The sequence below is a fragment of the Luteibacter sp. dw_328 genome (assembly GCF_018449605.1).
Classification (GTDB): Bacteria; Pseudomonadota; Gammaproteobacteria; order Xanthomonadales; family Rhodanobacteraceae; genus Luteibacter.
On the sequence record NZ_JAAVUW010000005.1, the window covers coordinates 271,511 to 294,362 of the forward strand.

Genomic DNA, 22,852 nt, shown 5'->3' on the forward strand with positions numbered 1-22,852 from the left:
TGCGACGGAAACGCCTTTGGTTTCGTGTCGGCCCGTTACGGTTTACGTTGGACGGTTATCGCGCCGCCGCCCGGGGCGCGTGCCTGGACGCCGCGGTCGTAGAGCGATTCGATCAGAGCGGGCGGAATCACGAACTTACCGGCATTGGTCGCCTTGATGCGGTAGATGAACTCCTGCACGTCGGTACTGGCCGTGCCGTAGACCACCACGCGATCCTCGCGGACATCCGCGTACTCGGGCTTCCAGGTGGACTCGGGGTTGCCGATAGGTGAATGCCAGGCAGGTGTGTTGTCATCGGCGCCATCGGCCGCGCCACCATTGCCTTCGGCATCGCTATCGGCATCGCCGTTGCCCGATGCGTCCGACGTTGCCTCGTCCGAAGACGGTGCCGCCTCCGCAGCATCGGCAGGTGGCGCGGTGTCCAGCACCGGTTCGAAGCCACCGGGCAGCAGGTCGACGATCGCGACGTCGAACACATCGTGATCGGTCGTGGAGCGCACCCTCACGTGCACGTCGATCTCGTCGCCGGTATTGACCGTGTCGACGGATTTGCCCTTGGTGTCCGTATACGTGCGGGTAATCTCCAGACCATCCTTGCGCGTATCCGTGGACGGCTTGCGATCGAATCCTGTCTGCGCGACGCCATACCAGGCCGTCGCTTCGGCGTCATTGACCAGACGCAGGCGCTGCGCCCCGGTCGACCAGTGGCCGTCCACCAAAGACCCCTTCACGACGCCGATGGGTGTCACCGTGCCGTTGGCCGCCACCGCACCGATCGAGAGCTTGCTCACGTCGCCGCCTGCCTGCGAGGCCCAGGCATCCAGCGCGATGATGATCATGCCGGAGGAAAGCGTGTTGTAGTGGCCCTTGGCCAGCGGGCGTACGAGGTTCTCGATCGTCTCCGGCGGTAGGGTCTTCGCCTGCTCCGGGAAGTGCTTGGCAAGCAGGTAAAGGACCGATGCGTCCCGGATGGGCGTGTCGTAGTAATCGCTGTAGTCGTAGGTCTCATCGGCCGGCTTGCGCGAGAGCAGCTTGCGCGGGCGCGACATCAGGTCGTTGGCCAGCTTGTCCTGATGAAGCATCTGGTAGGACGCGGCCAGCCACGCGGCGGCGAGATCGTCGTGCCACTGCTTCGGGTAGACCTCTTCCAGGCGACGCTGCACCGAGGCGAGGTCATTCGTGGTGACGTTGCCCTGGCGTGTCAGCAGGTAGATCGCGTAAGCGCGCTGGCGCATTTCCACCAGCGTGTCGCCACTGTCATCGGCAGCGATCTGGCGGAGGGCGTTGTCCGCCGACGCCAGCAGATCCGCCGGCACGGCCACGCCGTGGTCGCCTGCTTCGATGAGGTAATGAACTGCGTAGTCCGTCGCGAACACATGTGTGTCTGGCGTCGCCGTCCAGAGTCCGAAACCACCCTGGCCGTTCTGACGAGCACGAAGCACGTCGAACAGGGCAGCGACCGGATCCGCTGGTGCGGTCTCGTCACCCGACATGCGCGCCGGCTTGACGTCGCCGAACTCCGTTCGCTTGCCGAGGATCAGGGCCGGCATCGCGGCACTGATCACCTGCTCGGTGCAGTAATGCGGGAAGTCGACGAGATACGTGGCGAGGCCGCGCGCCAGCACCACAGGTACGGTCGAAAACGAAGCGTCACGCTTGGCGTATTCATCGTGCATGTCGCGTAGCGATGTCACGTCGGCGCGTCCGTGCGCGTCGACCCGACCGAAGGCGAGGTCCGTCCGCAGGGGCGACGCGGGGCGTACGGACAGGTCCACACTCTGCTTCGCGGATTTACCGTTGAAGGCGGCAGTGAACGTCATGTTGCCCGAACCCAGCTTGTCCGTGGCCCGCACGCGGAAGATCGCCACACCTTCGCGCATCTCGCCGAGGCTCAGCGTCTTCGTCGCATCGCCGACGATCTGCAATGGCGCGCCGAGCTTCAGGGTCACTCCGACCGGTACGTCCTTGCCACCGAGGCCAGTGAGGTTGTTGGCCACACCCACACTGATCTCTGCCTCGTCACCCGGCGCGAGCGTCGTCGGCACATTGGGCGAGAGCACGAAGTCACCACGTACCGTGGTCGCTCCCTCGAAGGTACCGATTTTCTCCGGCGAGACGCTGACCGCCATGACGCGCAGCTTGCCATTGAAGTAGTCGGGAACCTTGTATGTGAGGTCGCGCGAGCCGTCGATGTCGACGATACCGGACCAGTACGCCACCGGCTTGTCCCGCTTTCGCCGGAACGGATTGAGTTGGCGGCCGATGGCACCGTCCGCATCGCCTCCGGGGGCGGCCATCGTCATCAACTTCTGGAAGTCCGGGATGATCAGGTCGAGGATCTGCGACGTGGACACTTCCAGCATGCGCTTGCGGAAGAAGTACTGCAGCGGATCGCCCAGCTTGTAATGCGCCACCTGCAGGATGCCCTCGTCGACGGCGAATACAACCGCGCGCGTCGGTGTCGTGGAGGTCACGTGGAAGGTGACGGTATCGCCAGGCTTGACCAGCTGCGGCGACTCGACGGCCAGCACGTTGCGCCTGGCATCCATGTTCACCGAGAACGGGACCACGCCGAACGACAGCGGGCTCATGAAAATCTCGTCCGAGGAGGGGTCGCGCACGTACTGCACGTTGATGTATCCGTTGCCTTCGAAGTCCGCCGGCACCGTGATGTGCTGGACGGTGCTGGTCGAATCGGCATGGAACCAGGCGTGAGCGTAGACCTTGTCGCGCTCGATGGTGATCAGGCCGCTACCGGCATACGGCGCGCGGATGGCGATATCCACTGCCTCGCCCGGTGCGTAGTCCTTCTTCGACAGCGTGAGCTGGAGCTCGGCATTGCGTTCAAGCGAACGCGACACGTTGCCTTCGCCGGCCACCGACCAGGCGACGCGATTGATTTCCTTGCCTTCGGCGTTCTTCAGTACCAGCGCGAAATTGCCCGGCTTGTCCGTCGGAAGCGTTACGTCGAGGCCCGCTGCCGGGAGGGTCAGTGGCGTCTCCGATACCGTGGTCTCACGGGCTTTGGACTCGTACTTGAAGACCCCGGAGTCCTGCTTGGTCAGCACGGAGACGAAGCGCGTTTCGACGATAGCCTGCTTGAGACCCTTTAAGTCGATGCGTTTCGCGGTGGGATCGATGGCGACCAGGTTGACGATGCGTTTCGCGTCTCGGCTCACATAGTCGAGGTTGTCGACCGCCTTGTAGCCGACGAGCCAGTCGTTTGACGACACCATGCCCTGCGTAGCCGCGGCCACGCTGCGTCCGCCTTCGGCTTCATAGGCCTTGGCCAGGAAGTAGAGCTGGTACGTAGCGTCGGCATACTTGGACAGGTCTAGTGCAAACTCCGCGTGCCCCTTGTCGTCGGTCTTCGCGTCGGCGAGCTTCTCCTCGAAGCCTTCCTTCGCACGACGCACGTCGTAGAAGTGATAGTCCTTGTAGCTGGGGAAAGAGGGGAACGCCGGGCGCAAGGTGAGCGAACCCTCGACGCGCCGGTCCGCGGCGGGCGTCCCGAACAGATTCTGGACGTCGACCAGCGCCTTCAGCTGCGCGGGCTTCACCCAACCCTCAGTCACCGCGGTGGAGAGCTTCGCCGACACCTTCATGCGGTCGGGCTGGAATTCCTTGACCTGGACCGTGGTACTACCGATCTGCGAGTACGGCTTGCCGTCCTTGGCGATGTATAGGTTCACGGTCCAGTTGCCGGTCGGCGAGGTCTCGGCCGTGGTGTGGTCGAGCTCGGCGAAACCTGCGGCGTCCATCGATATGGTCTGCTGGCGTACCGTCGTGCCGCGGGGATCGACCACCTCGGCGATCAGGGGCATGCCGGCGACGCTGCGCGTCCAGCTGTTCGCGCGCACGATCATGCCAATGTGGAAAAGGTCGCCCGGCCGATAGATGCCACGATCGGAGAACAGGTAGCCGGACAGCTGACCCTGGCTGTGCGCGTTGGGTTCGCCGCCGATGTCGAAACGGGAGAAATCGAGCGTGCGGTCGTACGAGGTCACGGGCAGGAAGGAGAGATCCTCCCCCTGGCGTACGACGTACATGGCCGGGGCCTTCTCCTGGGTGAAGCCCTTGAGGTTAGCGAAGTGCGCCTTGCCGTCCGCCCCGGTGTTCTGGGTGAACAGTGTGCTGCCGTTCTTCGCGATCACCGCAACGGATGCACCCGACACCGGTGAGCCCGTGCGAATGGACTGCACGAAGATGTCCTGGCTACCGTCCATCGACTTCTTGGCAATCACGCCAAGATCGGTGATCACGACGAGGCGTTCGTCCTTCGGCCAGTCGTATGGCACGCGGTCGGTATCGTCATCGTCTTTCGCTGCATCAGCCGCTGCGGCGTCGGCATCGGCACCCGCGTCACGGGCTGCCGCTTCGCGTGCCGCCTTGACCCGGCGATCGCGTGCTTCCTGATCGACCTTTTCGTCGTAACCGGACAGCTTGAGCAGGAACACACCGCGCTTGCCGGCAGCAAGGTACTGGCCGAGGTCGAAGCCTTCGTAGTGGGCCTTGCCCGCGCCTTCGTCTGGAAAGGAAACCTTCTTCACGAAACGATCGACGATATGGTCAGACGTGAACCCATACATCTCGGGCTTGGTGTAGCTGCCCGAATTGAGCGACACCAGGTGTTGCAGCTGATCGGGAAGAACCCGGCCGACCTCGACGCGCATCCCCGGCATGTTCCGGGAGACGACGGAGATGCGCTTGTCACCGCTCAGCGAAAGCAGGGAGCCGTCCGCCATGAAGCGAAGCAGGCGCGGATAGTCGGGCACGCTGAGGATGTCCACCCGCGGCTTGGCCATGACATAGCCGCCGAACGAGGTCATGCCCTTCTCGACCCGCACGTAGATGCGCTGGCCCGGCTGCGCGTGATAGCGGAAGCTCTGCGCGGCCGACCAGTCGTTCTCGGTAGGTACGACTTCCGGCTTGAGCTGGGTAAAGGAACGAAGATCGCTGTCGCTGATGGTGCTTGTCGACCAGCTGCGCTTGTTGTCCTGCGGAACGACCCAGGCGCGGAGATGCTTGGTCAGCTCGGCATCGCTGACCGGACCGCCGAAGTTCATCACCACGACCTGTTCCGGCTCGAAGCGTGCGTTGTCGACCAGCGTGGCTGAGACCTCATCGAGCGTAAGGCTGTACAGGCCGGGCACGCGTACCGCGGTCTCGAGAGCCTTTTCGGTGCCATCGCCCCCACGGCTGCTGCGCACGCCATCATCCATCTTGAGACCCACCGAGCCATCGTCGCGTGGGAGCTGCAGGGGCTGCGAGTGAACGAAAGCGTTGAGGTGATGCTCGTCGTAGGTGACGCTGAACTTGAGTTCCGCGCCGCGCTTCTCGTCACGATTGCGCAGATCGAGCGCCAGGCGCTTCTCCAGTTGCGCCGGGTCCACCGGGTAGTTGAAGCCCAACTGGACGATGGTCTTCTTCTTGGTCGGATCCTGTGGATCCTGGTAGAACTCGCCGTTGACCACGCGCGCCGTGAAGGGTGCCGTGGCAACGTCGAAGTGATCGTCCGCCAGCAGCACGTGTGGCGCGAACACCTTGGCTTTGTCGAAACGGACCTCGATCTTCCGTCCCACGGGCCAGTCGGCGGCCGGGACGAACTTCAGCACACGGTCGCTTTCCCAGCTCCACTGACCGGCAAGCTTCGGGTCCATGGCGATGCCGTCGGTGACGGGCTTGCCCAGCGACTCGAGCTTTGCCGCCGAGGCGGAGAACGTCACCGTGAGGGGATGAACGCTCACGGGGGCACGGTCGTAGTCGCTGATGTCCGGCGCCGGCGCCTCGAAAGTGATCCGGTTCGGCTCGACCGGCTTGGGTCGGTTCTCCCACCAGTGCCAGCCGAACCACCCGGCTGCGGCGACGATGAGCACGCCGGCGATCGTTCCCGTGAACTTCAGGGGATGCTGGCGAGCGGCTCGCCCGGTCGCGGGTACCCAGGAGGGCGCGGACCAGGACATGTTGCCGAAGATGGGCCGGAGGACGCCCGCGAGCAGCCAGAGCAGGCCGCGCAGCAGGCGCACGGGTAACGACGCGATGAAACGAAGCAGATCCATGTTCCCTTCCGATCCTTTGATTCGTGTGACGGCGCGAAGCCGTGCCCGCGGATACATCAACGCCGGCCACGCGCCCGAGGCGGTGTTCCGGCAGTGTGACGTTGGTCCCCAAGGAGATGTTGCGCGCGACCCCTGTCGCGGCGACGTCCGGATTCTGACATGGCGGCGCCAGACTTCGGGAGTTTTGCGGGCGTTACTAAGTAGGACTACTTAGACGGACGCCCGGAACCGACAACCGGACCGTCGGGAGATCTCTGGAACCGATACGTATGAGCCTATGCGCAATAGAAGAAATCGGAAAATTCCCCCGAATTTGCCGCGCCGTGATCGATCTCACGCGTTCGGCCCAAAGACATTCATCGCGCCTGCGACTTGCGATATGGTTGACCTGCACGGGGACGAGCGAAGGGGAAAAGGGATGTACGACGAGGCCAAGAGTCCTTATGAGAGGGCCCTCAGCACGAGCGACGGCGAGTTTCGCGAGCTCGCCGATTTTGCACCCGTCATGATCTGGCGTGCGGGTACGGACCAGCTCTGCGACTGGTTCAATACGCCCTGGCTGACGTACACCGGCCGCCCGATGATCGACGAAGTGGGCGATGGATGGGCCGGAGGCGTACATCCTGAAGACCTGCAACGTTGCCTGTCCATCTATGGAGGCGCCTTCCAGGCACGTGAGCCGTTCTCGATGGAATACCGGCTTCGCCGATACGACGGCGAGTACCGCTGGCTCCTCGACACTGGCAAACCCTTCTATCGGGACGATCGCTTTGCCGGGTACTGGGGAAGCTGCATCGATGTGACGGCTCATCGCGATGCCGCACGCGCTCAGCGGATCCTCGTCAACGAGCTGAGCCACCGGGTGAAGAACACGCTCGCCGTGGTCCAGGCCATGGCCACGCAGACCTTCACCGGCGGCCGGCCGATGGCCGAATGCCTTGCTGCGTTCGAGAGCCGGCTGCGGGCCCTGGCGGGGGCGCACGACCTGCTGGTCACCCACGCCTGGGAGGAGGTGGCGCTACGCGGTGTCGTGGAAGCCACCATCGCTCCCCACGACCCGGGCAACGCACGCATCGCCATCGGTGGCCCTCCCCTCATGCTCGCCTCAGCCACCGCCGTGGCCGTTGCCATGGCCGTGCACGAGTTGCTGACCAACGCGGCCAAATATGGGGCGCTGACGACCGCATCCGGTCGGGTGGACCTGTGCTGGCAATTCGACGCCGCATCCGAACGCCTGCGTATGACCTGGAAGGAGAGCGGTGGCCCGCCCGTGGTCATCCCTGCCCACCGGGGCTTCGGGATTCGCTTTATCGAGCGGGTACTGGCCTGCCAGGCGGGCGGGGAAGCGACGATCGCCTTCGAGGAGGACGGTGTCCGTTGCTGTTTCGAGGCGCCGGCGCGGTCCTGGCGACACGCCGCTGAAAATAATCGTACGCCCGTGTCGATTCCCTGAGGGCACAATCGACGTAGTCATGAAGGCCGGGAGCGACCCGGCCATGGCAACGGAGAAGGCACATGCGTTTCATGGTGATCCTCAAGGCGACGAAGGCGTCGGAAGCCGGCGAGATGCCCAGCGAGGCATTGATGACGGCGATGATCAAGTTCAACGAGGAACTGGTTAAGGCGGGCGTGCTCCTCGCCGCCGATGGGCTGCGCCCGAGCAGCGACGGTGCTCGCATCCGCTTCGCCGGCGACCGGCGGGATGTCACCGACGGCCCCTTTGCCGAGACCCGTGAACTGGTCGCCGGTTACTGGCTGATCCAGACGCGTTCACTCGACGAGGCCATCGAATGGATGAAACGGGCCCCCAACCCGATGGAAGGAGACGAGTCGGAGATTGAGATTCGTCGCATGTTCGAGATGGATGATTTCGGCGAAGAGTCGTTGACACCCGAAGCCCGCGCCACGGTGGAACGCATGCACGCGGAAGTCGCCTCGAAGTCCTGATCCCTCCTCCTGAAGGAACACCACCATGACCGTTACCCCCTACCTCAGTTTCAACGGCAACTGCGAAGAAGCCTTCGAGTTTTATGCGAAGGTGCTCGGCGCGAAGATCATCATGATGGGCCGATACAAGGATATGCCGCCGCAGCCCGGGCAGCCCGCCTTGCCCAAAGACTTCGAAGAGAAAGTCATGCATGCCCGGTTACAGATCGGTGACCAGTGGTTGATGGCCTCGGACTGTCCGCCCCATATGCCGTTCCCAGGGATGCATGGTGTCTCGATCGCCCTGGGTTTCGATCAGGCGTCCGACGCGGACCGCGTGTTCGCCGCCTTGTCCGCCGGCGGAAACGTTCATATGCCGATCGCCGAGACGTTCTGGGCCGAGCGTTTCGGCATGTTCACCGACAAGTTCGGCACCAGCTGGATGATCAACGGTGCCGAGAAACATCCGAATCCTTGAGCGGAGCAGCCCATGCGCTTTCTGATCGTACGTAAGGCCGACACCGACAGCGAAGCCGGGGCGTCACCCAGCCGCGATCTGGTCGACGCCATGGCCGAGCATCTCGACACGCTTGCAGCGGATGGCCGCTTCCTCGCGGGAGAGGGTCTTAAGCCCAGCCGCGACGGGGTGCGCATCCATTTCGCGGATGGCCGCAAACCCGTGATGGTCGACGGCCCATTCCCCGAAACGAAGGAGCTGGTCGCTGGTTTCAGCATCATCGAAGCCGACTCGATGGAGCAGGCCGTGGCCTGGGTATCGGGGTGGCCCGCCGAGGACGCCCATGGCGGAGCCGAGGTTGAAGTACGCCCCCTCGGTTGCCCGGGCGGCCTGTCCGGCTTCGGCAACCCGGCCGAGGGCGACTCGGAGCTGCCGCGCTACATGGTCATGCTCAAGGCCAACGAGCGTAGCGAAACGGACTTCGATCCGGGCCCGGACGTCCTCGGCAAGATGATGGAAGCAAACAAGGCTGGCCACGAGGCTGGTTTTCTCATCGCCGGCTTCGGCCTGTCATCCAGCCGGCATGCGAAGCGGGTTCGTTTCAGCAAGGGACATGCCACCGTGATGGACGGGCCGTTCGCCGAAATCAAGGAAATGGTTGCAGGATTCTGGGTACTGCGCGTGGCCTCACTCGACGAGGTCATTGCCTGGACGCAGACCTATCCCTTCCCCGACGGCGACGACGCCCGCCTGGAAATCCGACCGCTGTATGCCATGCGGGAGCTGCTCGCCACGTTGAGCTGATGCGGCGTCGCAGCTTGCCCCGTCATGACGACGGGTGGTTTGATCCGTCGTCATGACCCTCCGCGATGCTCACCGCGCGATCGACGCGATCTGGAAGATCGAATCGCCACGATTGATCGCGACCATCGCACGGATGGTTCGCGATGTCGGGCTGGCCGAGGAACTGGCCCAGGATGCCCTGGTCGTGGCCCTCGAGCAGTGGCCCACCGCCGGCGTACCCGACAATCCGGGTGCGTGGCTGACCCAGACGGCAAAGCATCGCGCGATCGATCGCATTCGCCGTGAACGCATGGCCGGACGCAAGCTGGAAGCCCTGGGCAAGGACATGGAAGGCATGCTCGAATCGGCCGATGACGCGCTGATCGACGCCCTGGACGACGATATCGGCGATGACATGCTGCGGCTGATCTTCACGGCCTGCCATCCCGTGCTCTCCATCGAGGCCCAGGTCGCTCTCACCCTGCGCCTGCTCGGTGGCCTGACCACGGACGAGATCGCACGCGCCTTCCTGGTTCCCGAAGCGACCGTCGCGCAGCGCATCGTTCGCGCGAAGCGCAGCCTTGCCGACGCATCGGTGACTTACGAAGTTCCCCGAGGGGACGAGCTGAAGGAGCGCCTCGCCTCGGTGCTTCGCGTGGTCTATCTCGTATTCAACGAAGGCTATGCGGCGACGACGGGCGGCGACTGGATGCGTCCGGCGCTGTGCGCCGAGGCACAGCGACTGGGCCGCATCCTTGCCGGCCTGATGCCGGCCGAAGCCGAAGTACACGGACTGGTCGCCCTGATGGAAATCCACGCGTCGCGTGCCGGCGCACGGACGCGTCCCGACGGCGAACCGATCCTCTTGCTGGAACAGGACCGCGGTCGCTGGGATCGCTTGCTGATCGGCCTCGGACTGAAGGCGCTTGAACGGGCGGAGCGCCTTGGCGGCGCGAAGGGGCCCTACGCCCTGCAGGCCGCTATCACCGCCTGTCACGCGCGAGCGGCACGCGCTGAGGACACCGACTGGGCGCGCATTGCGGCGCTCTACGCGGCACTCGTCGAGGTCGTGCCCTCGCCCGTTGTCGAACTCAACCGGGCCGTGGCGGTATCGATGGCCGAAGGACCCGAGGTCGCGCTGGATATCGTCGAAACACTGGTGGACGAACCTTCGATGAAGGACTACCACCTCCTGCCCAGCGTTCAGGGCGACCTGCTGTTTCGACTCGGTCGCTACGCAGCGGCACGCGAGGCATTCCTGCGTGCCGCCGCCATGACGCGTAACGACCGTGAGCGCACTTTGCTGGAAGCGCGCGCGGCTGCATGCGTCGAATAAGTGGGATGTAGCGGCACCTGAACGCCCGAAGCTGGCCGGGCTGGCAGTGCCCGCCGGCAGACGCTATGCTGCATCGCAAATGCAATGCAGGAGAGGCGCCATGAAGTCCGCCACCATCCCATCCATCCGCGTAGAGCCGGCATTCCGCGAACAGGCCGAGAGCGTGCTTCGCAATGACGAAACCCTTTCGTCGTTTGTTGAAACTGCCATGTCCGAAGCCATCGATCGCCGCAGGATGCAGAGCGAATTTATCGCTCGCGGCATTGCCTCACGAGACGAAGCGGCACGCACAGGCGTCTATCACGCCGCCGCCGATGTACATAAGGAGATCGCCGAGCGATTGGCCCGGTCCCGAAAAGCGAAAGGCAAATAATGAGCTACGAGGTCCGTTACACCGATGCCGCGCTAACGGACCTTCGTCGGCTCATGGACTTCATCGACGAGCTCGACGCGACGTTGGCCGACCGAGCGCTCGATGCGATTGTCCGCGCCTCTGCGTTGCTCGAATCATTTCCTTTCACGTGCCGCAAGGCCTCGCCCGACAACCCCTTTCTGCGTGAACTCGTCGTATCGTTCGGTGCGACGGGTTACGTCGCACTCTTCGACATCACCGGCAACCGGGTCACCATCGTCGCGCTTCGTCACCAGCGGGAGGATGATTTCCTCTACTGACGAGTCTCAGTGCTTGACCTCGATATCGACATTGGCGCCGTCGGGCAGGTCATCAAGCTGTTGCAGGATGGAACCGGTGAGCTCGAAGTGTTCTTTCGCCGGGACCGGATTCAGGTTCTCGACCGTGTACTCGCCTTCCACGAAGATCGGCAGCGTGACATAGCTGTAGCACTCGCCTTCCGCGCGGGTCTTACCTGCTTCGAGCAGGGCTTCGATGAGTCCCGGAAGGAGCCAGTCGTCCGCAGCTTCTTCGCGAAGCAGGTTGTTGAACTCGGGCACGTTGTCGGCCACGCGCTCGACCTCAGCGGTGCCTGTGTTCAGCCAGAAGATGCCGCCGGCGTCGGCTTCGAAGAACATGTCGCCGAGTGCCGTGAACAGCAGCGGCGTGAAGGCGTCACCGATGAGCCAGTTCCAGGAGTCGGCGAGCGCGTCGATCGCTTCCTTGTCCGGCGTGCAGATGAGGTCGTTCCAGGTAAGCGCCATGGGGCTGGCCTTCGTACGTATCGGGGGAGGGTCCGGGGATTTTAAGCCCATTCCCCCGGAGGCGTACTTTCAGCGGTCGAGACCGGCGATGACGGCGTCGACGAAGGCGGTGCGCGCCCTGGCCTGTTCATCGTTCGTGGCCACCGGCCATGCGGCCAACTGCGCGATCACCAGATGGCGGGCGGGATCGACATAGAGCAGCTGCCCGAAGATACCGATACCCGCGAAGGCGCCGTTGTCGTACGTCCACCACTGATAGCCGTAACCGCGACCGGGTACGCCGAAATCGGCGTGCTTGTGGGTCGCGTCGGCTATCCAGCCTTCCGCCACCACGGGCTTTCCGGCGGCGATCCCTCCGTCGAGCAGGAACTGCCCAAGGCGGGCGTAGTCCGCCAGCGTTGCCGATACGCCCGAGCCACCCGCTTCGGTACCGTCGACCTCGTCCTTCAGCCAGAGCGCATCCGAGGCCATGCCGTATGGCTTCCAGATCTTCTCGGAGAGATACGCGGCCAGTGTCTTGCCGGTGGCGCGGGTGACGAGGATGCCGATCAGGTCGGTCTCGCCGGTCTTGTAGACCCAGCGCTCACCCGGTGCGAATTCACGAGGGAGCCCAGCCATGTAGGACACGAGCAGTGGCACGCCGGGTTGGCGCGCGCCTTCGTACATCATGGCGACATCGGATCTGGGATCGACGTAATCCTCGTTCCAGCGAACCCCCGAGGTCATCGTCAGCAACTGCCGCACGGTTACGTCGCGGTACGCGCCGGCGGCGAGTTCGGGGATGTAGCGGGTGACCTTGTCGTCGAGGCTGTGAAGGGATCCATCGCGTAACGCCGCGCCCACCAGGGTCGAGGTGAACGACTTGGCCACGGAGAATGAGGTCCAGCGGGTTTCCGGTGTGGCGCCGAGGCCGTAGCGTTCCAGGCGCACGCGGCCGTCCTGCAGGACCATGATGCCGGCGACGTGATGTGCCGCCATGTAAGTGTCGAGCGTATCGCCCTCGACGAAGTGGGGCTGGATGGGTAGGCCCGCAGGGAGTGGGTGTGCGATGCCATGACGTACGACGTTGCTGGCGTAGTGCGTCTCCATCGCGCGGAAGGCCGCTTCACGCTGCGGTTGATTCCAGAACAGCACGTCGGTACGACGGGCGTGTGGCGTGGCGCACGCGGCCAGCAGGGCCGCAGCGGCGAGGCTGACCCAACGCACGCACTTCATGCGGCCTTCCTGGTGCGCCGGCGCACTTCATAGGCGCCAAGCGCGAGCGACGCCAGCACGAAGGGCCCCAGGCCATAGATCGCGCGGTAGGCCAGCAACGCGGCGAGCACCTGCGCGCGTTGCTCCTGCGGAAAGGCGGCAAGCGTGATCGCCTCGAAGGCGCCAATACCGCCGGGCGTGTTGCTGACGATGCCGGCCAGGATGGCGCCGACGTAGATCGGCGCGAAGTCGAGGAAGTTTCCCGCGATGTCGGTCGGCAGCAACAGGTACATCGCGGTGATCGCGGCAACCATTTCGACCACGCCGATGACGATCTGCGCGCCGGCCGAACGGACCGAGGGCACGGGTGTGGTGAATTTCCAGATCTTCAGTTCGTCGTGCTTGCCGGCCAGCCAGCGAAGCAGGAGAACAAAGAGGATGATCAACGCCAGCCCGAGCCACCGACCCCAGCCATGGGCGATGGCCGGCTCCAGCATCATGGCGATGGCGGTGACGGCAGCGAATCCCAAACCCACCGCAAAGCCGACCAGGCCGACCACACGTGCGACATCGGGTGCACCGACACCCTGGGTGGAAAGCATGCGATAGCGCAATGCAGTGCCGGTAATCGCATGAAAGCCGAGCGCATTACAGACGGCATGCGTGGTCACGCCGGAGAAGATCTTCATCCGCATCGACACCTTGCCGGGAACCACGGTCTCGACGGCAAACACGTCATAGGCCGTCAGGCAGGCCCAGCTGACCAGGGTCGCCAGGATCGAGCCACCGACGTGCCAACGTGGGATACGTTCGATGGCGGCAAGCACGTCGTTCCAGGCCATCCGCGCGATATAGCGATGCAGCAGGAAGATCGCGCCAGCAACGATGGCGGCGGTGAGCAGGTACTTGATGGCGCGTGTCACGAAGACCCTGCCGCCCTGTTTGTCGTGCCCTGCCGTCACTGCGGTCGCCTGTCTCGCCGGGTAGTCACTCACGAAAGGCGGGCATCATCCCACGTGCACCACCCGGCCGTCGCGGATTTCGAACGTGTGGCCGTCGAGGGCGTCGACATCGGCGGGGTCATGGGTAATCACCATCAGCTGGAGATCGAGGCGTGCCTGAAGGGCCAGCAGTTCGGCGCGCATGCGGCCACGTAACGCGGGATCGAGCGCCGCGAAGGGCTCGTCGAGCACGACGATGCGTGGCTCGGTCGCGAGAGCTCGCGCCAGGGCGACACGCTGCCGCTGTCCACCCGAGATGCGCGATGGGTAGCTGTCGGCGACATTTCCGAGTTCGAAGCTGTCGATCCAGTGATGAACGCGCTCGTCGCGCTGGCGGCGTCGCGGGTTCAGCCAACCGCGGTCCAGTCCGAACCCGATGTTCTGGGCCACAGTGAGGTGGGGGAACAGCGCGTAATCCTGGTACACGTAGGCCACACCGCGCATCCGGGTGGGCAGGTCGACCCGGGCAACCGAGTCGTAGAGAACGCGGCCGTCGATGCGTACGTGACCCGAATCCGGCGTGAGCAGGCCAGCCACGGCGCGGAGGGTCAGGCTCTTGCCGGAACCCGACGGACCGAACAGCACGACGCGTCGGTGTTGCGAGACGATCGCCACCTCGAGCTCGAAGTGACGATCGTCCGAGCGCAGCGTCTTGCATACCGCGATATCGACGCTCACGGCCGCGACCGCCGCAGGTGATCTGGCGCCAGCCAGCCGGCAAGCAGCAAGGCGATGACGCAGGTCGCCGAGGTCACGGCGACCATCAGGCCCGCCGTGGTGTCGTCGCCCGATTGCACCGCGGCGTAGATCGCCACCGACAGGGTCTGGGTGCGGCCCGGCAGGTTGCCGGCGATCATCAGCGTGGCACCGAATTCACCGAGCGCCCGGGCGAACGCCAGCAAGGCACCGGCCGTGATGCCCCGAGCCGCGAGGGGCAACGAGACGCGGAAGAACACGGCTGCCTCGCGCAGCCCGAGTACGCGCGCAGCGCTTTCCAGTTGCGGGTCCACGGCCTCGAACGCCGCTCGAGCCGCCTTCTGCACGAGCGGAAAGGCGACCAGGGTCGAGGCGATCACCGCTCCTTGCCAGGTAAACACCAGTTCGATGCCGAGCCGGTCCAGCCAGGCGCCGAAGACGCCGCGCCGGCCCAGCAGCACGAGCAGGTAATAGCCGAGCACCGTCGGCGGCAGGACAAGAGGCAGGGTCAGGATCGAATCGACGACCTCGCGCGCACGCGATCGCCACCGCGACAGCCCGAAGGCCACCGCGACGCCGAGCACGAGGTTGATGGCGGTCGCCCACAGCGCGACCTTGAGCGAGAGCGCGAGCGGTACCCAGATCGCGCCCACGAGGCGTCAGGGCGCCTGGAAGCCGAACCCGGCGAGAATGCCGCGCCCTTCGGGCGACTGGACGAAGGCTTCGAACGAAGCGGCTTCCTTCGCCTGTTTGGAGTCGACGACCACGGCGATCGGGTAGGTGATCGGCTTGGGTGTCGGCACCGTGGCGGCGACCTCGACCTTGTCCTTCATGATGGTCGCGTCGGTGGCGAACACGAATCCGGCATCGACCTCACCGCGGGCGACATAGTCGAGGCTCTGGCGAACGTTCTGCGCCAGCACACCCTTGGCCGAGATGACATCCCACAGGCCCTGCTGCTCGAGCGCCGCCTTGGTGTAGCGGCCCACGGGTACCGAGGCGGGATCCCCATAGGCCACCCGCTTCACGGTGTCCGCCTTGAGGTCGACCGGCGAGGTCACCCTCAGCTTGCCTCCCTTCGGCACGATCAGGACCAGGCGATTGCTGGCGAAATCCTGGCGGCTGGCCGGGTCGACCGCCTTGGCGGCCACGGCCTTGTCCATGGCGGTCTCGTCCGCGGAGGCAAAGACATCGGCCGGCGCGCCGCTGGCGATCTGGCGAAGCAGGACATCGGAGGCCGCGAAATTGAGCACGACGTGGGTCCCCGGATGTTTCGCCTCATACGCCTTGCCGACGGCCTGGAAGGCGTCGGTCAGGCTGGAGGCGGCGGAGACGACGAGGTCGGCCGCCGCGGCGCTGCCGGAACCGACCAGGAAAATAAGCGCAACGAGCGGACGAAGGCGCATGGGAGTCGGTCCTTGGCGGCGGGTTCCGCAATATAGGGACGCACGCCGCGCAGGGTCAACGACGACACGTGAGGTCCTATCCGGCCGCAAGCACCACGAAGCTGCGCGGTGGCGCGATCAGCTTGCCATCCTCCGCCTGTGTGTCAGTCGCCAGATCGAGATCGGTGGAAAAGGCCACCGTCCAGGCGCCCTCGGGCAGGGTGAACTCCACGCCGCCGTCGAATGCGTTGATCAGGATCAGCACGGTCTGGTCGCTGCCGCGCTCCCTGACGCCGGACGCCTGGCTGCGGCCATCGAGCAGGATGCCGATGGAGCGCGCACGCGGATCATCCCAATGCGCCGGCTGCATCTCGCCACCACCGGGGTTCAGCCAGACGATATCGCGCACCTCGGCCACGTCGTCATAGCGACCGTCGAGGAAGCGTCCCCGACGCAGAATCGGGAAGCGGTCGCGCAGAGCGACCAGCTCGCGCACCGCCGTGGCGAGCCCACCCTGGGTCGGGTCGTCGCTCCAGTCGATCCAGCTGATCTCGTTGTCCTGGCAGTAGGCGTTGTTGTTGCCCTGCTGCGTGTTGCCGCGCTCATCGCCGGCCAGCAGCATCGGCGTGCCCTGGGCGAGGAACAACGTAGCCAGGAGGTTGCGCGATTGCCGCTGGCGCATGGCGCGGATGCCGGCGTCCTTCGTGTTGCCTTCGGCACCGTGGTTGAACGAATGATTGTTGCTGGAGCCGTCCTGGTTGTTTTCGCCGTTCGCCTCGTTGTGCTTCTCGTTGTAGCTGACCAGGTCGCGCAGGGTGAAGCCATCGTGCGCGGTGATGAAGTTGAGCGACGCGTACGGGCGGCGGCCACGCTTGTCGAAGAGGTCCGCCGAGCCCGTGAAGCGGCGTGCGAACTCTGCCAGCTTGCCGCCCTCACCCTTCCAGAAAGCGCGCACGGTGTCACGAAACTTGTCGTTCCACTCCACCCAGCCCGGTGGGAACTCGCCAACCTGATAGCCCCCGGGACCGCAATCCCACGGCTCGGCAATCAGCTTTACCTGGTTGAGCACCGGATCCTGCGTGCAGGAGTCGAGGAAGCCACCGTTCTCGTCGAAACCATAGGGTTCGCGGCCAAGGATCGTGGCCAGATCGAAACGAAAGCCGTCGACATTCATTTCGGTGGCCCAGTAGCGCAGCGAGTCGTTCACCAGCTGCAGGACGCGCGCGTTGCTGAGGTTCACCGTGTTACCGGTGCCGGTGTCGTTGATGTAGTACCGCTTGTCTTCCGCGAGGCGGTAATAGCTGGCGTTGTCGATGCCCTTGAAGGAGAGCGTCGGACCCATCTCGTTGCCTTCGGCCGTGTGGTTGTAAACCACGTCGAGGATCACCTCGAGACCGGCGCGATGGAACGCGGCAACCATGTCCTTGAATTCGCGGGGATCGCCACCGGACATATAGCGCGTCTTCAGCGCGAAGAAGCCGATGCTGTTGTAGCCCCAATAGTTGCGCAGGTCCTTTTCCTGCAGGTAGTGGTCGTCGAGATAGGCATGAACGGGGAGAAGCTCGACGGAGGTCACGCCCAAGCCGCGGATGTAGTCGATGACTTCCGGCGTGGCCATGCCGGCGAAGGTACCGCGCAGGTGCTCGGGGACATCGGGGTGGCGCATGGTGAATCCACGCACGTGCGCTTCGTAGATGGCCGTGCGGGTCCACGGCACCGACGGCTTGCCGTGCTCCACCCACTTGTACGACGGGTCGATCACCATCGCCTTGGGCATGAACGGCGCGCTGTCGCGCTCATCGAAACTCAGGTCGCCGTCGGCGTGGCCGACCGTGTAGCCGTAGAGTTCGTCGGCCCAGGTCAGGTCGCCGACGATCTGCTTAGCGTAGGGATCGAGCAGGAGCTTATTGGGGTTGAAGCGGTGACCGTTTTCCGGCTCGTAAGGACCGTGGACACGGTAGCCATACAGCTGGCCTGGCCCGACGCCCGGGACGTAGCCGTGCCAGACCTCGTCGGTGTATTCAGGCAGATCGATCCGCCCGGTCTCGTTGCCGCCCTCGTCGTAGAAGCACACTTCCACACGGGTGCCATGAGCGGTGAACAGCGAGAAGTTCGTGCCCTTGCCGTCCCACGTGGCGCCGCGCGGAAAGGGGGAACCTTCGCGCACCGGCGAGGCGGCATCGTATCGGGCATCAGGCATGGCGGCGACCTCGTAAGCGGCCCCGTAGCATGGCCATCGGGGCGAAAGGAAAACGTGAGGACTCACACGGATCGTGTCCGCACCCGCAGGATTCGCCAAGCAAGTTGACCGGGGCGGTGGCAGCGTGGCGCCGTGCCCATGGAGGAATGGCGGGAATGAAACACGCGTTACGGATCATCGGGGGCCTGCTGGTGGTCGGCACGCTCGTCATCGTCATTTTCTTCTGGCTCGACCGGACCGAAACCACGACGGATGCCTATGTCACCGGGCGTCTCCACCCCATCGCGCCGCGGGTCACCGGGACCGTCGTGAGCCTGCATGTGGACGACAACCAACACGTGAAGGCCGGCGAGGTGCTGCTGGAACTGGACACCCGCGACTTCGACGTCCGGGTGGAACAGGCGCGTGCCGAGATCGACCGGGCCAAGGGCCAGGTGGCCAGCGCCGACGCCCAGATCGTCGAGGCCAACGCCTCGATCGTGGCCGCCCAGGCCAGCGTGGAGAAGACCGTCCTCGACCTGAAGCGTGCCAGCGAACTGGTCAACGAAACGCCCCGGGGCGTATCCCGGCAGGAATACGACGCGGCCAAAGCGGCGTCCGACTCCGCGCGGGCAAACAAGGCGAGCGCGGAGGCGCGCAAGGTCGCCGCAACGGCGGCAAGTGAATCGGCGCGGGCACAGGTCGCCACCGCGGAGGCCTCGCTACACGACGCCAACCTGGCCTACGGCTACACCAAGGTGCTCGCCCCGGTCAGCGGCTACGTGGGCCGGCGCTCGGTCGAGGTGGGCGCGCGGGTCAATGCCGGGCAGACCCTGCTGTCGATTGTCTCCGATCAGGTCTGGGTGGTGGCCAACTTCAAGGAGACCCAGCTTCACGGCATGAAACGGGGCACCGAGGCCAGGATGACCATCGACGCCCTTCCCGACCTTACCTTCATCGGTCGCGTGGACAGCCTCTCGCCAGCGTCGGGCTCGCAGTTCGCGCTCCTGCCGCCGGATAACGCCACCGGCAACTTCACCAAGGTGGTCCAGCGTGTTCCGGTGAAAATCCTCTTCTCCGACGACGACCTGCGTCGCTATCGGGAGCGGCTGGCGCCCGGTTTGTCGACCATCGTGAAAATACGCGTACCGGAAGGCGGAACCGGCCTATGACCTCCCGGGCACTTGTGCTGGCGCTGTGTGTCGCCGGCCTTGGCGGTTGCGTCGTGGGCCCCGACTACCAGCGTCCGGAGACCCCGGTGCCCGCGGCCTGGAAGCAGGCGCCCTCCGTGAGCGCGCCACTGCCGGACGCCTGGTGGAACCTGTTTGGCGACGACGAACTGAATCGGCATGTGGCGGCGACGCTTGCCGCCAACCAGGATCTGGCCAGCGCCCTGGCACGCTTCGACCAAAGCCGCGCCCTGCTCGGTGTCGCCCGCGCGGATGAATTTCCCGATGTGAGCTTCGATCCTGCCTACTCGCGCGCCCGGACCTCCGGGACGATCGCCAACCGGTTTCCCGTTCTCGAGACCACAGTGTGGGAGGCGCCGGTCGATGTCGCTTACGAAGTGGATCTGTGGGGACGCGTGCGACGGAGCGTGGAAGCTGCCGGGGCTGACCTACAAGGGAGTGCCGACGCGATCGCGCAGGTTCGCTTGAGCCTCGCGGCGTCTACCGTGTCGACCTATCTTTCCCTGCGTAGTAGCGATCGGGAGATCGACGTGCTTTCGCGCACCGTCGGCCTGCGCGAGGACGAGCTCAGCCTTGCCGACCGACGCGCCCGGGCGGGTGTGGTCAGCGACCTGGACGTGTTGCGTGCGCGTGCCGAACTCAGCCAGACACGCGCCGACCTGTCCGATGCTCGCCGTCGCCGTGACAATCTCGAACACGCCCTGGCAGTTCTCGAAGCGCGTAACGCCGCGGACTTCAGCGTGGCGCCGGTGCCGTGGACGCCCCACGTGCCCGATGTGCCCGCCGGTCTTCCCTCGACGCTGCTCGAGCGCCGCCCCGATGTCGCCAGCGACGAGCGCGCCCTGGCAGCGGCCAGCGCGCGCATCGGCGTGGCGAGGGCCGCGTTCTTTCCTACCGTGAGCCTCACCGCATCGGGGGGGTTCGCCAGTCCACGCCTGGGCGACCTCACCGATAACGAAAGCCAGATCTGGTCGATCGGCCCGTCGGTGCATCTGCCGATCTTCGAGGGGGGGCGCAATCGCTCGCGCCTGGAAGCGGCTGAAGCGGCGTATCGCGGTGCGGAAGCAAAATGGCGCCAGACCGGCATCACGGCTTTCCGGGAAGTGCAGGACGCCCTTGCAGACACCACATGGCTACGCGAGCGTGGCAGCGCATTGGATGCGACAGTCGACGCGTCGACAGCGGCGGCAAAACTCTCGCGCTCGCGCTATGACCGCGGCCTCGCCGGCTACTTCGAAGTGGTCGATTCCGAGCGCCAGGCTCTGGGGAGCCAGCGCGCCGTCATCCAGAACGACCAGCAACGGCTGCTTGCCGCGGTCTCGCTGATCAAAGCCCTCGGCGGTGGATGGAAAGAGGGCGACACGGTGCCAAGACAACCCGGCAGCACGACGCCGACGTTGCCATGAACACGGTCACTCCCGTAGCCACAACGGCGCCCGCGCCGCCCGCCAACCTTCCCTGGCTGGGTATCGTCGCCGTGCTGGTCGGTGCGCTGGCAACCACGCTGACGTCGCGACTCACGTCGATCGGTCTCGCCGACGTGCGCGGCGCCGTCAGTGCCGGCTTCGACGAAGGGGCATGGATTCCCACCGCGTTCACCGCCTCGCAGATGATGATCGGACCGCTGTCGATCTTCCTCGGCCGCGCATTCACGCCGCGCCGCGTGCTCCTGGTCGGCTGCGTCGTCTACGGTGTGGCGTTGTTCCTCGTTCCGTTCGCACCGGATCTGCGCGCGCTGCTCGTGCTCCAGTGCCTGGCGGGGCTCGGGTCCGGCACGTTCATTCCGCTGACCGCCGCTTTCATCCTCACCGCGCTACCGAAGAGACTCTGGCCATGGGGCCTGGCTGCGTACGCGATGAACATCGTGCTCGGCCTCAACCTGGCCTCGACGCTCGAAGGCTGGTACGTGGAACACGTGACCTGGGATTGGATTTTCTGGCAGAACACCGTCGTGGCCGTGCCTCTTTTCCTACTCTATTGGTTCGGGTTACGACGACTGCCCATCGATCGCGACTACCTGCGAAACGGCGACTTTCGCGGCATGCTCACGGGTGCGGCAGGATTCACGTTTATCTTCGTTGCGCTCGACCAGGGCGATCGCCTCGACTGGTTCTCCTCCACGCTGATCGTCACCCTGCTCGCGCTGGGCGTCATATGCATGGGTCTGTTTCTTCTCCATGAATCGACACTCGATACACCCAGCGTGGACTTCCGGTTGCTCATGCGGCGCAATGTGTTCCTGCTGATCGTGCTGGTCCTGGCAACACGCTTCATGGTCACCGCCAGCAACACGCTGGTCGCGAATTACCTGATCCAGGTGCGCGGCCTGCGTCCGGAAGAAGTGGGGAATGCGGCCTTATGGGTGGCGCTGCCTCAGTTGATCATCGCGCCGACCGTCGCGTGGCTGCTCAACCGCGTGGATGCACGCTTTGCGATCGGCACGGGTTTCGCCATCGCCGCCACGGGTTTTCTTCTGGCCACGGGCATTACCTCCGAATGGACAGAATCGAACTTCAGTCTTGCCCTCCTGCTGCAAGCGATCGGGGAGACGCTGGAACTGACGGCGGTCATCTACTTCTTCGGCCACCATGTCGGGCCGGCGGATGGCATCACCTTCGGGGCGATCATCCAGACGGCCCGCCTGTTCGGCGGACAACTGGGAACCTCCGTGCTGGTGACCTTCACGCGGAAGGCCGAACAGTTGCACTCCAACCTCATCGGCCAGCACGTCGTCGCCGGCGAGCCGATGACGAACGAACGTCTCCTTGCTTACACGCAGATTTTTGGTTCATCGACCCAAGGTACCGGCGCACCTGAAGCCCGCGGCGCGGGCCTCCTGCTCGGTGCCGTCCGTGGTCAGGCTTACACCTTGTCGATACTCGATGGATTTCTTCTCGCCGCCGTGGTCGGCACGTTGGCCGTCGTACTGGTGATGTGCCTGCGCGAGCCCCCCGTCCTGGTCACTCCCGCCGCTGTGCCGCCGCTACCCCCTGAAGAACGTGACACCGTGTCGCATCCCGTTCACTCCACTTCGTGACATCATCCCTGGACCCACGTCCAGGGTTGAAACATAGGGGACGCCGACGTGCGTCGTGGTCTGGCACGAAACCGCTGGTTGGGATGGATGGCGCTGGTCGCCGTCTGGCTCACCGTGCTGGCGCCGTCGGTCTCGCGGACCGTATCGGCGGCCTTCGTGTTCCCGGACCTCGGGGCGTGGTGTGAAACCTCGCCGTCCGACCACCATGGCGCCACGACCGGCCATGACATGGATGCTCCCGGTGACGGCGCGGCGTGCGGCTACTGCACGCTGTTCGCACAGATGCCCGCGCTGGGTACCGCTTTCCACATCGGCCATGTCCTCCCGTCGCCCGGCTACGTTGCCGCCGCCCTTCCGGCCACACGCGCGCACGTGCCGGTGGCCATCCTGCACGCACCGCCACGAGGTCCGCCGGTCGCCGCGCACGCCTGATCGCACCCGATCCCGCCGTACG

At 65.0% G+C, this 22,852-nt stretch carries 19 protein-coding genes; 11 read left to right on the forward strand and 8 right to left on the reverse strand.

Annotated features, from left to right (window positions below; genetic code table 11):
* Window positions 1–35: 35 nt before the first annotated feature.
* The gene (locus HB634_RS13960) at window positions 36–6,059 is read right to left on the reverse strand and encodes an alpha-2-macroglobulin (protein WP_213948979.1); all 6,024 of its coding nucleotides are present in this window, start codon (window positions 6,057–6,059) and stop codon (window positions 36–38) included.
* A gap of 418 nt (window positions 6,060–6,477) precedes the next feature.
* On the opposite strand from HB634_RS13960, the gene HB634_RS13965 reads away from it, so the two are divergent.
* The 7 genes from HB634_RS13965 to HB634_RS13995 all read left to right on the forward strand — a co-directional run bounded on the left by HB634_RS13965 (window position 6,478) and on the right by HB634_RS13995 (window position 11,233).
* The gene (locus tag HB634_RS13965; RefSeq protein WP_213948980.1) at window positions 6,478–7,512 is read left to right on the forward strand and encodes an HWE histidine kinase domain-containing protein; all 1,035 of its coding nucleotides are present in this window, start codon (window positions 6,478–6,480) and stop codon (window positions 7,510–7,512) included.
* 62 nt (window positions 7,513–7,574) lie between these two features.
* Window positions 7,575–8,006, forward strand: a complete 432-nt coding sequence (locus HB634_RS13970) for a YciI family protein (RefSeq protein ID WP_213948981.1) — start codon at window positions 7,575–7,577, stop codon at window positions 8,004–8,006.
* 25 nt (window positions 8,007–8,031) lie between these two features.
* On the forward strand, window positions 8,032–8,463 hold the full coding sequence (locus HB634_RS13975) for a VOC family protein (RefSeq protein ID WP_063572269.1): 432 nt from the start codon (window positions 8,032–8,034) through the stop codon (window positions 8,461–8,463).
* 12 nt (window positions 8,464–8,475) lie between these two features.
* Window positions 8,476–9,246: a YciI family protein gene (locus tag HB634_RS13980; RefSeq protein WP_213948982.1), complete on the forward strand. Its 771-nt coding sequence runs from the start codon at window positions 8,476–8,478 to the stop codon at window positions 9,244–9,246.
* Between the two features lie 52 nt (window positions 9,247–9,298).
* Window positions 9,299–10,561, forward strand: coding sequence for an RNA polymerase sigma factor (locus HB634_RS13985; RefSeq protein WP_213948983.1), 1,263 nt, complete (start codon window positions 9,299–9,301; stop codon window positions 10,559–10,561).
* 100 nt (window positions 10,562–10,661) lie between these two features.
* Window positions 10,662–10,934, forward strand: a complete 273-nt coding sequence (locus HB634_RS13990; RefSeq protein ID WP_213948984.1) for a YlcI/YnfO family protein — start codon at window positions 10,662–10,664, stop codon at window positions 10,932–10,934.
* Window positions 10,934–11,233, forward strand: coding sequence for a type II toxin-antitoxin system RelE/ParE family toxin (locus HB634_RS13995; RefSeq protein ID WP_213948985.1), 300 nt, complete (start codon window positions 10,934–10,936; stop codon window positions 11,231–11,233). The genes HB634_RS13990 and HB634_RS13995 overlap by 1 nt, the downstream gene beginning before the upstream one ends.
* A 6-nt stretch (window positions 11,234–11,239) precedes the next feature.
* On the opposite strand, the gene HB634_RS14000 is transcribed toward HB634_RS13995, so the two are convergent.
* The 7 genes from HB634_RS14000 to glgX form a co-directional block, all read right to left on the reverse strand.
* Window positions 11,240–11,716: a T6SS immunity protein Tdi1 domain-containing protein gene (locus tag HB634_RS14000; protein ID WP_063573661.1), complete on the reverse strand. Its 477-nt coding sequence runs from the start codon at window positions 11,714–11,716 to the stop codon at window positions 11,240–11,242.
* A gap of 69 nt (window positions 11,717–11,785) precedes the next feature.
* Entirely contained in the window at window positions 11,786–12,931 is a 1,146-nt protein-coding gene (locus tag HB634_RS14005; RefSeq protein WP_213948986.1) for a serine hydrolase, read from the reverse strand.
* Window positions 12,928–13,872: a YbhN family protein gene (locus HB634_RS14010; protein ID WP_213948987.1), complete on the reverse strand. Its 945-nt coding sequence runs from the start codon at window positions 13,870–13,872 to the stop codon at window positions 12,928–12,930. Before HB634_RS14010 ends, HB634_RS14005 begins: the two co-directional genes overlap by 4 nt.
* A gap of 45 nt (window positions 13,873–13,917) precedes the next feature.
* Complete coding sequence (locus tag HB634_RS14015) at window positions 13,918–14,589, reverse strand: ATP-binding cassette domain-containing protein (RefSeq protein WP_063573652.1); 672 nt, start codon at window positions 14,587–14,589, stop codon at window positions 13,918–13,920.
* Window positions 14,586–15,260, reverse strand: coding sequence for a molybdate ABC transporter permease subunit (modB, locus tag HB634_RS14020; protein ID WP_213948988.1), 675 nt, complete (start codon window positions 15,258–15,260; stop codon window positions 14,586–14,588). Before modB ends, HB634_RS14015 begins: the two co-directional genes overlap by 4 nt.
* A 6-nt stretch (window positions 15,261–15,266) precedes the next feature.
* Complete coding sequence (gene modA / locus HB634_RS14025; protein WP_213948989.1) at window positions 15,267–16,013, reverse strand: molybdate ABC transporter substrate-binding protein; 747 nt, start codon at window positions 16,011–16,013, stop codon at window positions 15,267–15,269.
* A 76-nt stretch (window positions 16,014–16,089) separates the two neighbouring features.
* Window positions 16,090–18,192 (reverse strand): glycogen debranching protein GlgX, encoded by a 2,103-nt coding sequence (gene glgX, locus HB634_RS14030; RefSeq protein ID WP_213948990.1) that lies wholly within the window; start codon window positions 18,190–18,192, stop codon window positions 16,090–16,092.
* 155 nt (window positions 18,193–18,347) lie between these two features.
* On the opposite strand from glgX, the gene HB634_RS14035 reads away from it, so the two are divergent.
* The 4 genes from HB634_RS14035 to HB634_RS14050 are packed head-to-tail and all read left to right on the forward strand — an operon-like array spanning window position 18,348 to window position 22,830.
* Window positions 18,348–19,343, forward strand: a complete 996-nt coding sequence (locus HB634_RS14035) for an HlyD family secretion protein (protein ID WP_213948991.1) — start codon at window positions 18,348–18,350, stop codon at window positions 19,341–19,343.
* On the forward strand, window positions 19,340–20,767 hold the full coding sequence (locus HB634_RS14040) for an efflux transporter outer membrane subunit (RefSeq protein WP_213948992.1): 1,428 nt from the start codon (window positions 19,340–19,342) through the stop codon (window positions 20,765–20,767). Before HB634_RS14035 ends, HB634_RS14040 begins: the two co-directional genes overlap by 4 nt.
* Entirely contained in the window at window positions 20,764–22,398 is a 1,635-nt protein-coding gene (locus tag HB634_RS14045) for an MFS transporter (RefSeq protein ID WP_213948993.1), read from the forward strand. Before HB634_RS14040 ends, HB634_RS14045 begins: the two co-directional genes overlap by 4 nt.
* A gap of 48 nt (window positions 22,399–22,446) precedes the next feature.
* The gene (locus HB634_RS14050) at window positions 22,447–22,830 is read left to right on the forward strand and encodes a DUF2946 domain-containing protein (RefSeq protein ID WP_213948994.1); all 384 of its coding nucleotides are present in this window, start codon (window positions 22,447–22,449) and stop codon (window positions 22,828–22,830) included.
* The last annotated feature ends 22 nt before the right edge of the window (window positions 22,831–22,852 follow it).

Excerpts from the sequence above, each read along its gene's own strand:
- HB634_RS13990 (WP_213948984.1), top strand. The coding sequence starts at position 10,662 with ATGAAGTCCGCCACCATCCCATCCATCCGCGTAGAGCCGGCATTCCGC.
- HB634_RS13985 (WP_213948983.1), top strand. The coding sequence starts at position 9,299 with ATGACCCTCCGCGATGCTCACCGCGCGATCGACGCGATCTGGAAGATC.
- HB634_RS13965 (WP_213948980.1), top strand. The coding sequence starts at position 6,478 with ATGTACGACGAGGCCAAGAGTCCTTATGAGAGGGCCCTCAGCACGAGC.
- glgX (WP_213948990.1), bottom strand. The coding sequence starts at position 18,192 with ATGCCTGATGCCCGATACGATGCCGCCTCGCCGGTGCGCGAAGGTTCC.
- HB634_RS14035 (WP_213948991.1), top strand. The coding sequence starts at position 18,348 with ATGAAACACGCGTTACGGATCATCGGGGGCCTGCTGGTGGTCGGCACG.
- modA (WP_213948989.1), bottom strand. The coding sequence starts at position 16,013 with ATGCGCCTTCGTCCGCTCGTTGCGCTTATTTTCCTGGTCGGTTCCGGC.
- HB634_RS14045 (WP_213948993.1), top strand. The coding sequence starts at position 20,764 with ATGAACACGGTCACTCCCGTAGCCACAACGGCGCCCGCGCCGCCCGCC.
- HB634_RS14005 (WP_213948986.1), bottom strand. The coding sequence starts at position 12,931 with ATGAAGTGCGTGCGTTGGGTCAGCCTCGCCGCTGCGGCCCTGCTGGCC.
- HB634_RS13975 (WP_063572269.1), top strand. The coding sequence starts at position 8,032 with ATGACCGTTACCCCCTACCTCAGTTTCAACGGCAACTGCGAAGAAGCC.
- HB634_RS13960 (WP_213948979.1), bottom strand. The coding sequence starts at position 6,059 with ATGGATCTGCTTCGTTTCATCGCGTCGTTACCCGTGCGCCTGCTGCGC.
- HB634_RS14000 (WP_063573661.1), bottom strand. The coding sequence starts at position 11,716 with ATGGCGCTTACCTGGAACGACCTCATCTGCACGCCGGACAAGGAAGCG.
- HB634_RS13980 (WP_213948982.1), top strand. The coding sequence starts at position 8,476 with ATGCGCTTTCTGATCGTACGTAAGGCCGACACCGACAGCGAAGCCGGG.
- HB634_RS13970 (WP_213948981.1), top strand. The coding sequence starts at position 7,575 with ATGCGTTTCATGGTGATCCTCAAGGCGACGAAGGCGTCGGAAGCCGGC.
- HB634_RS13995 (WP_213948985.1), top strand. The coding sequence starts at position 10,934 with ATGAGCTACGAGGTCCGTTACACCGATGCCGCGCTAACGGACCTTCGT.
- HB634_RS14040 (WP_213948992.1), top strand. The coding sequence starts at position 19,340 with ATGACCTCCCGGGCACTTGTGCTGGCGCTGTGTGTCGCCGGCCTTGGC.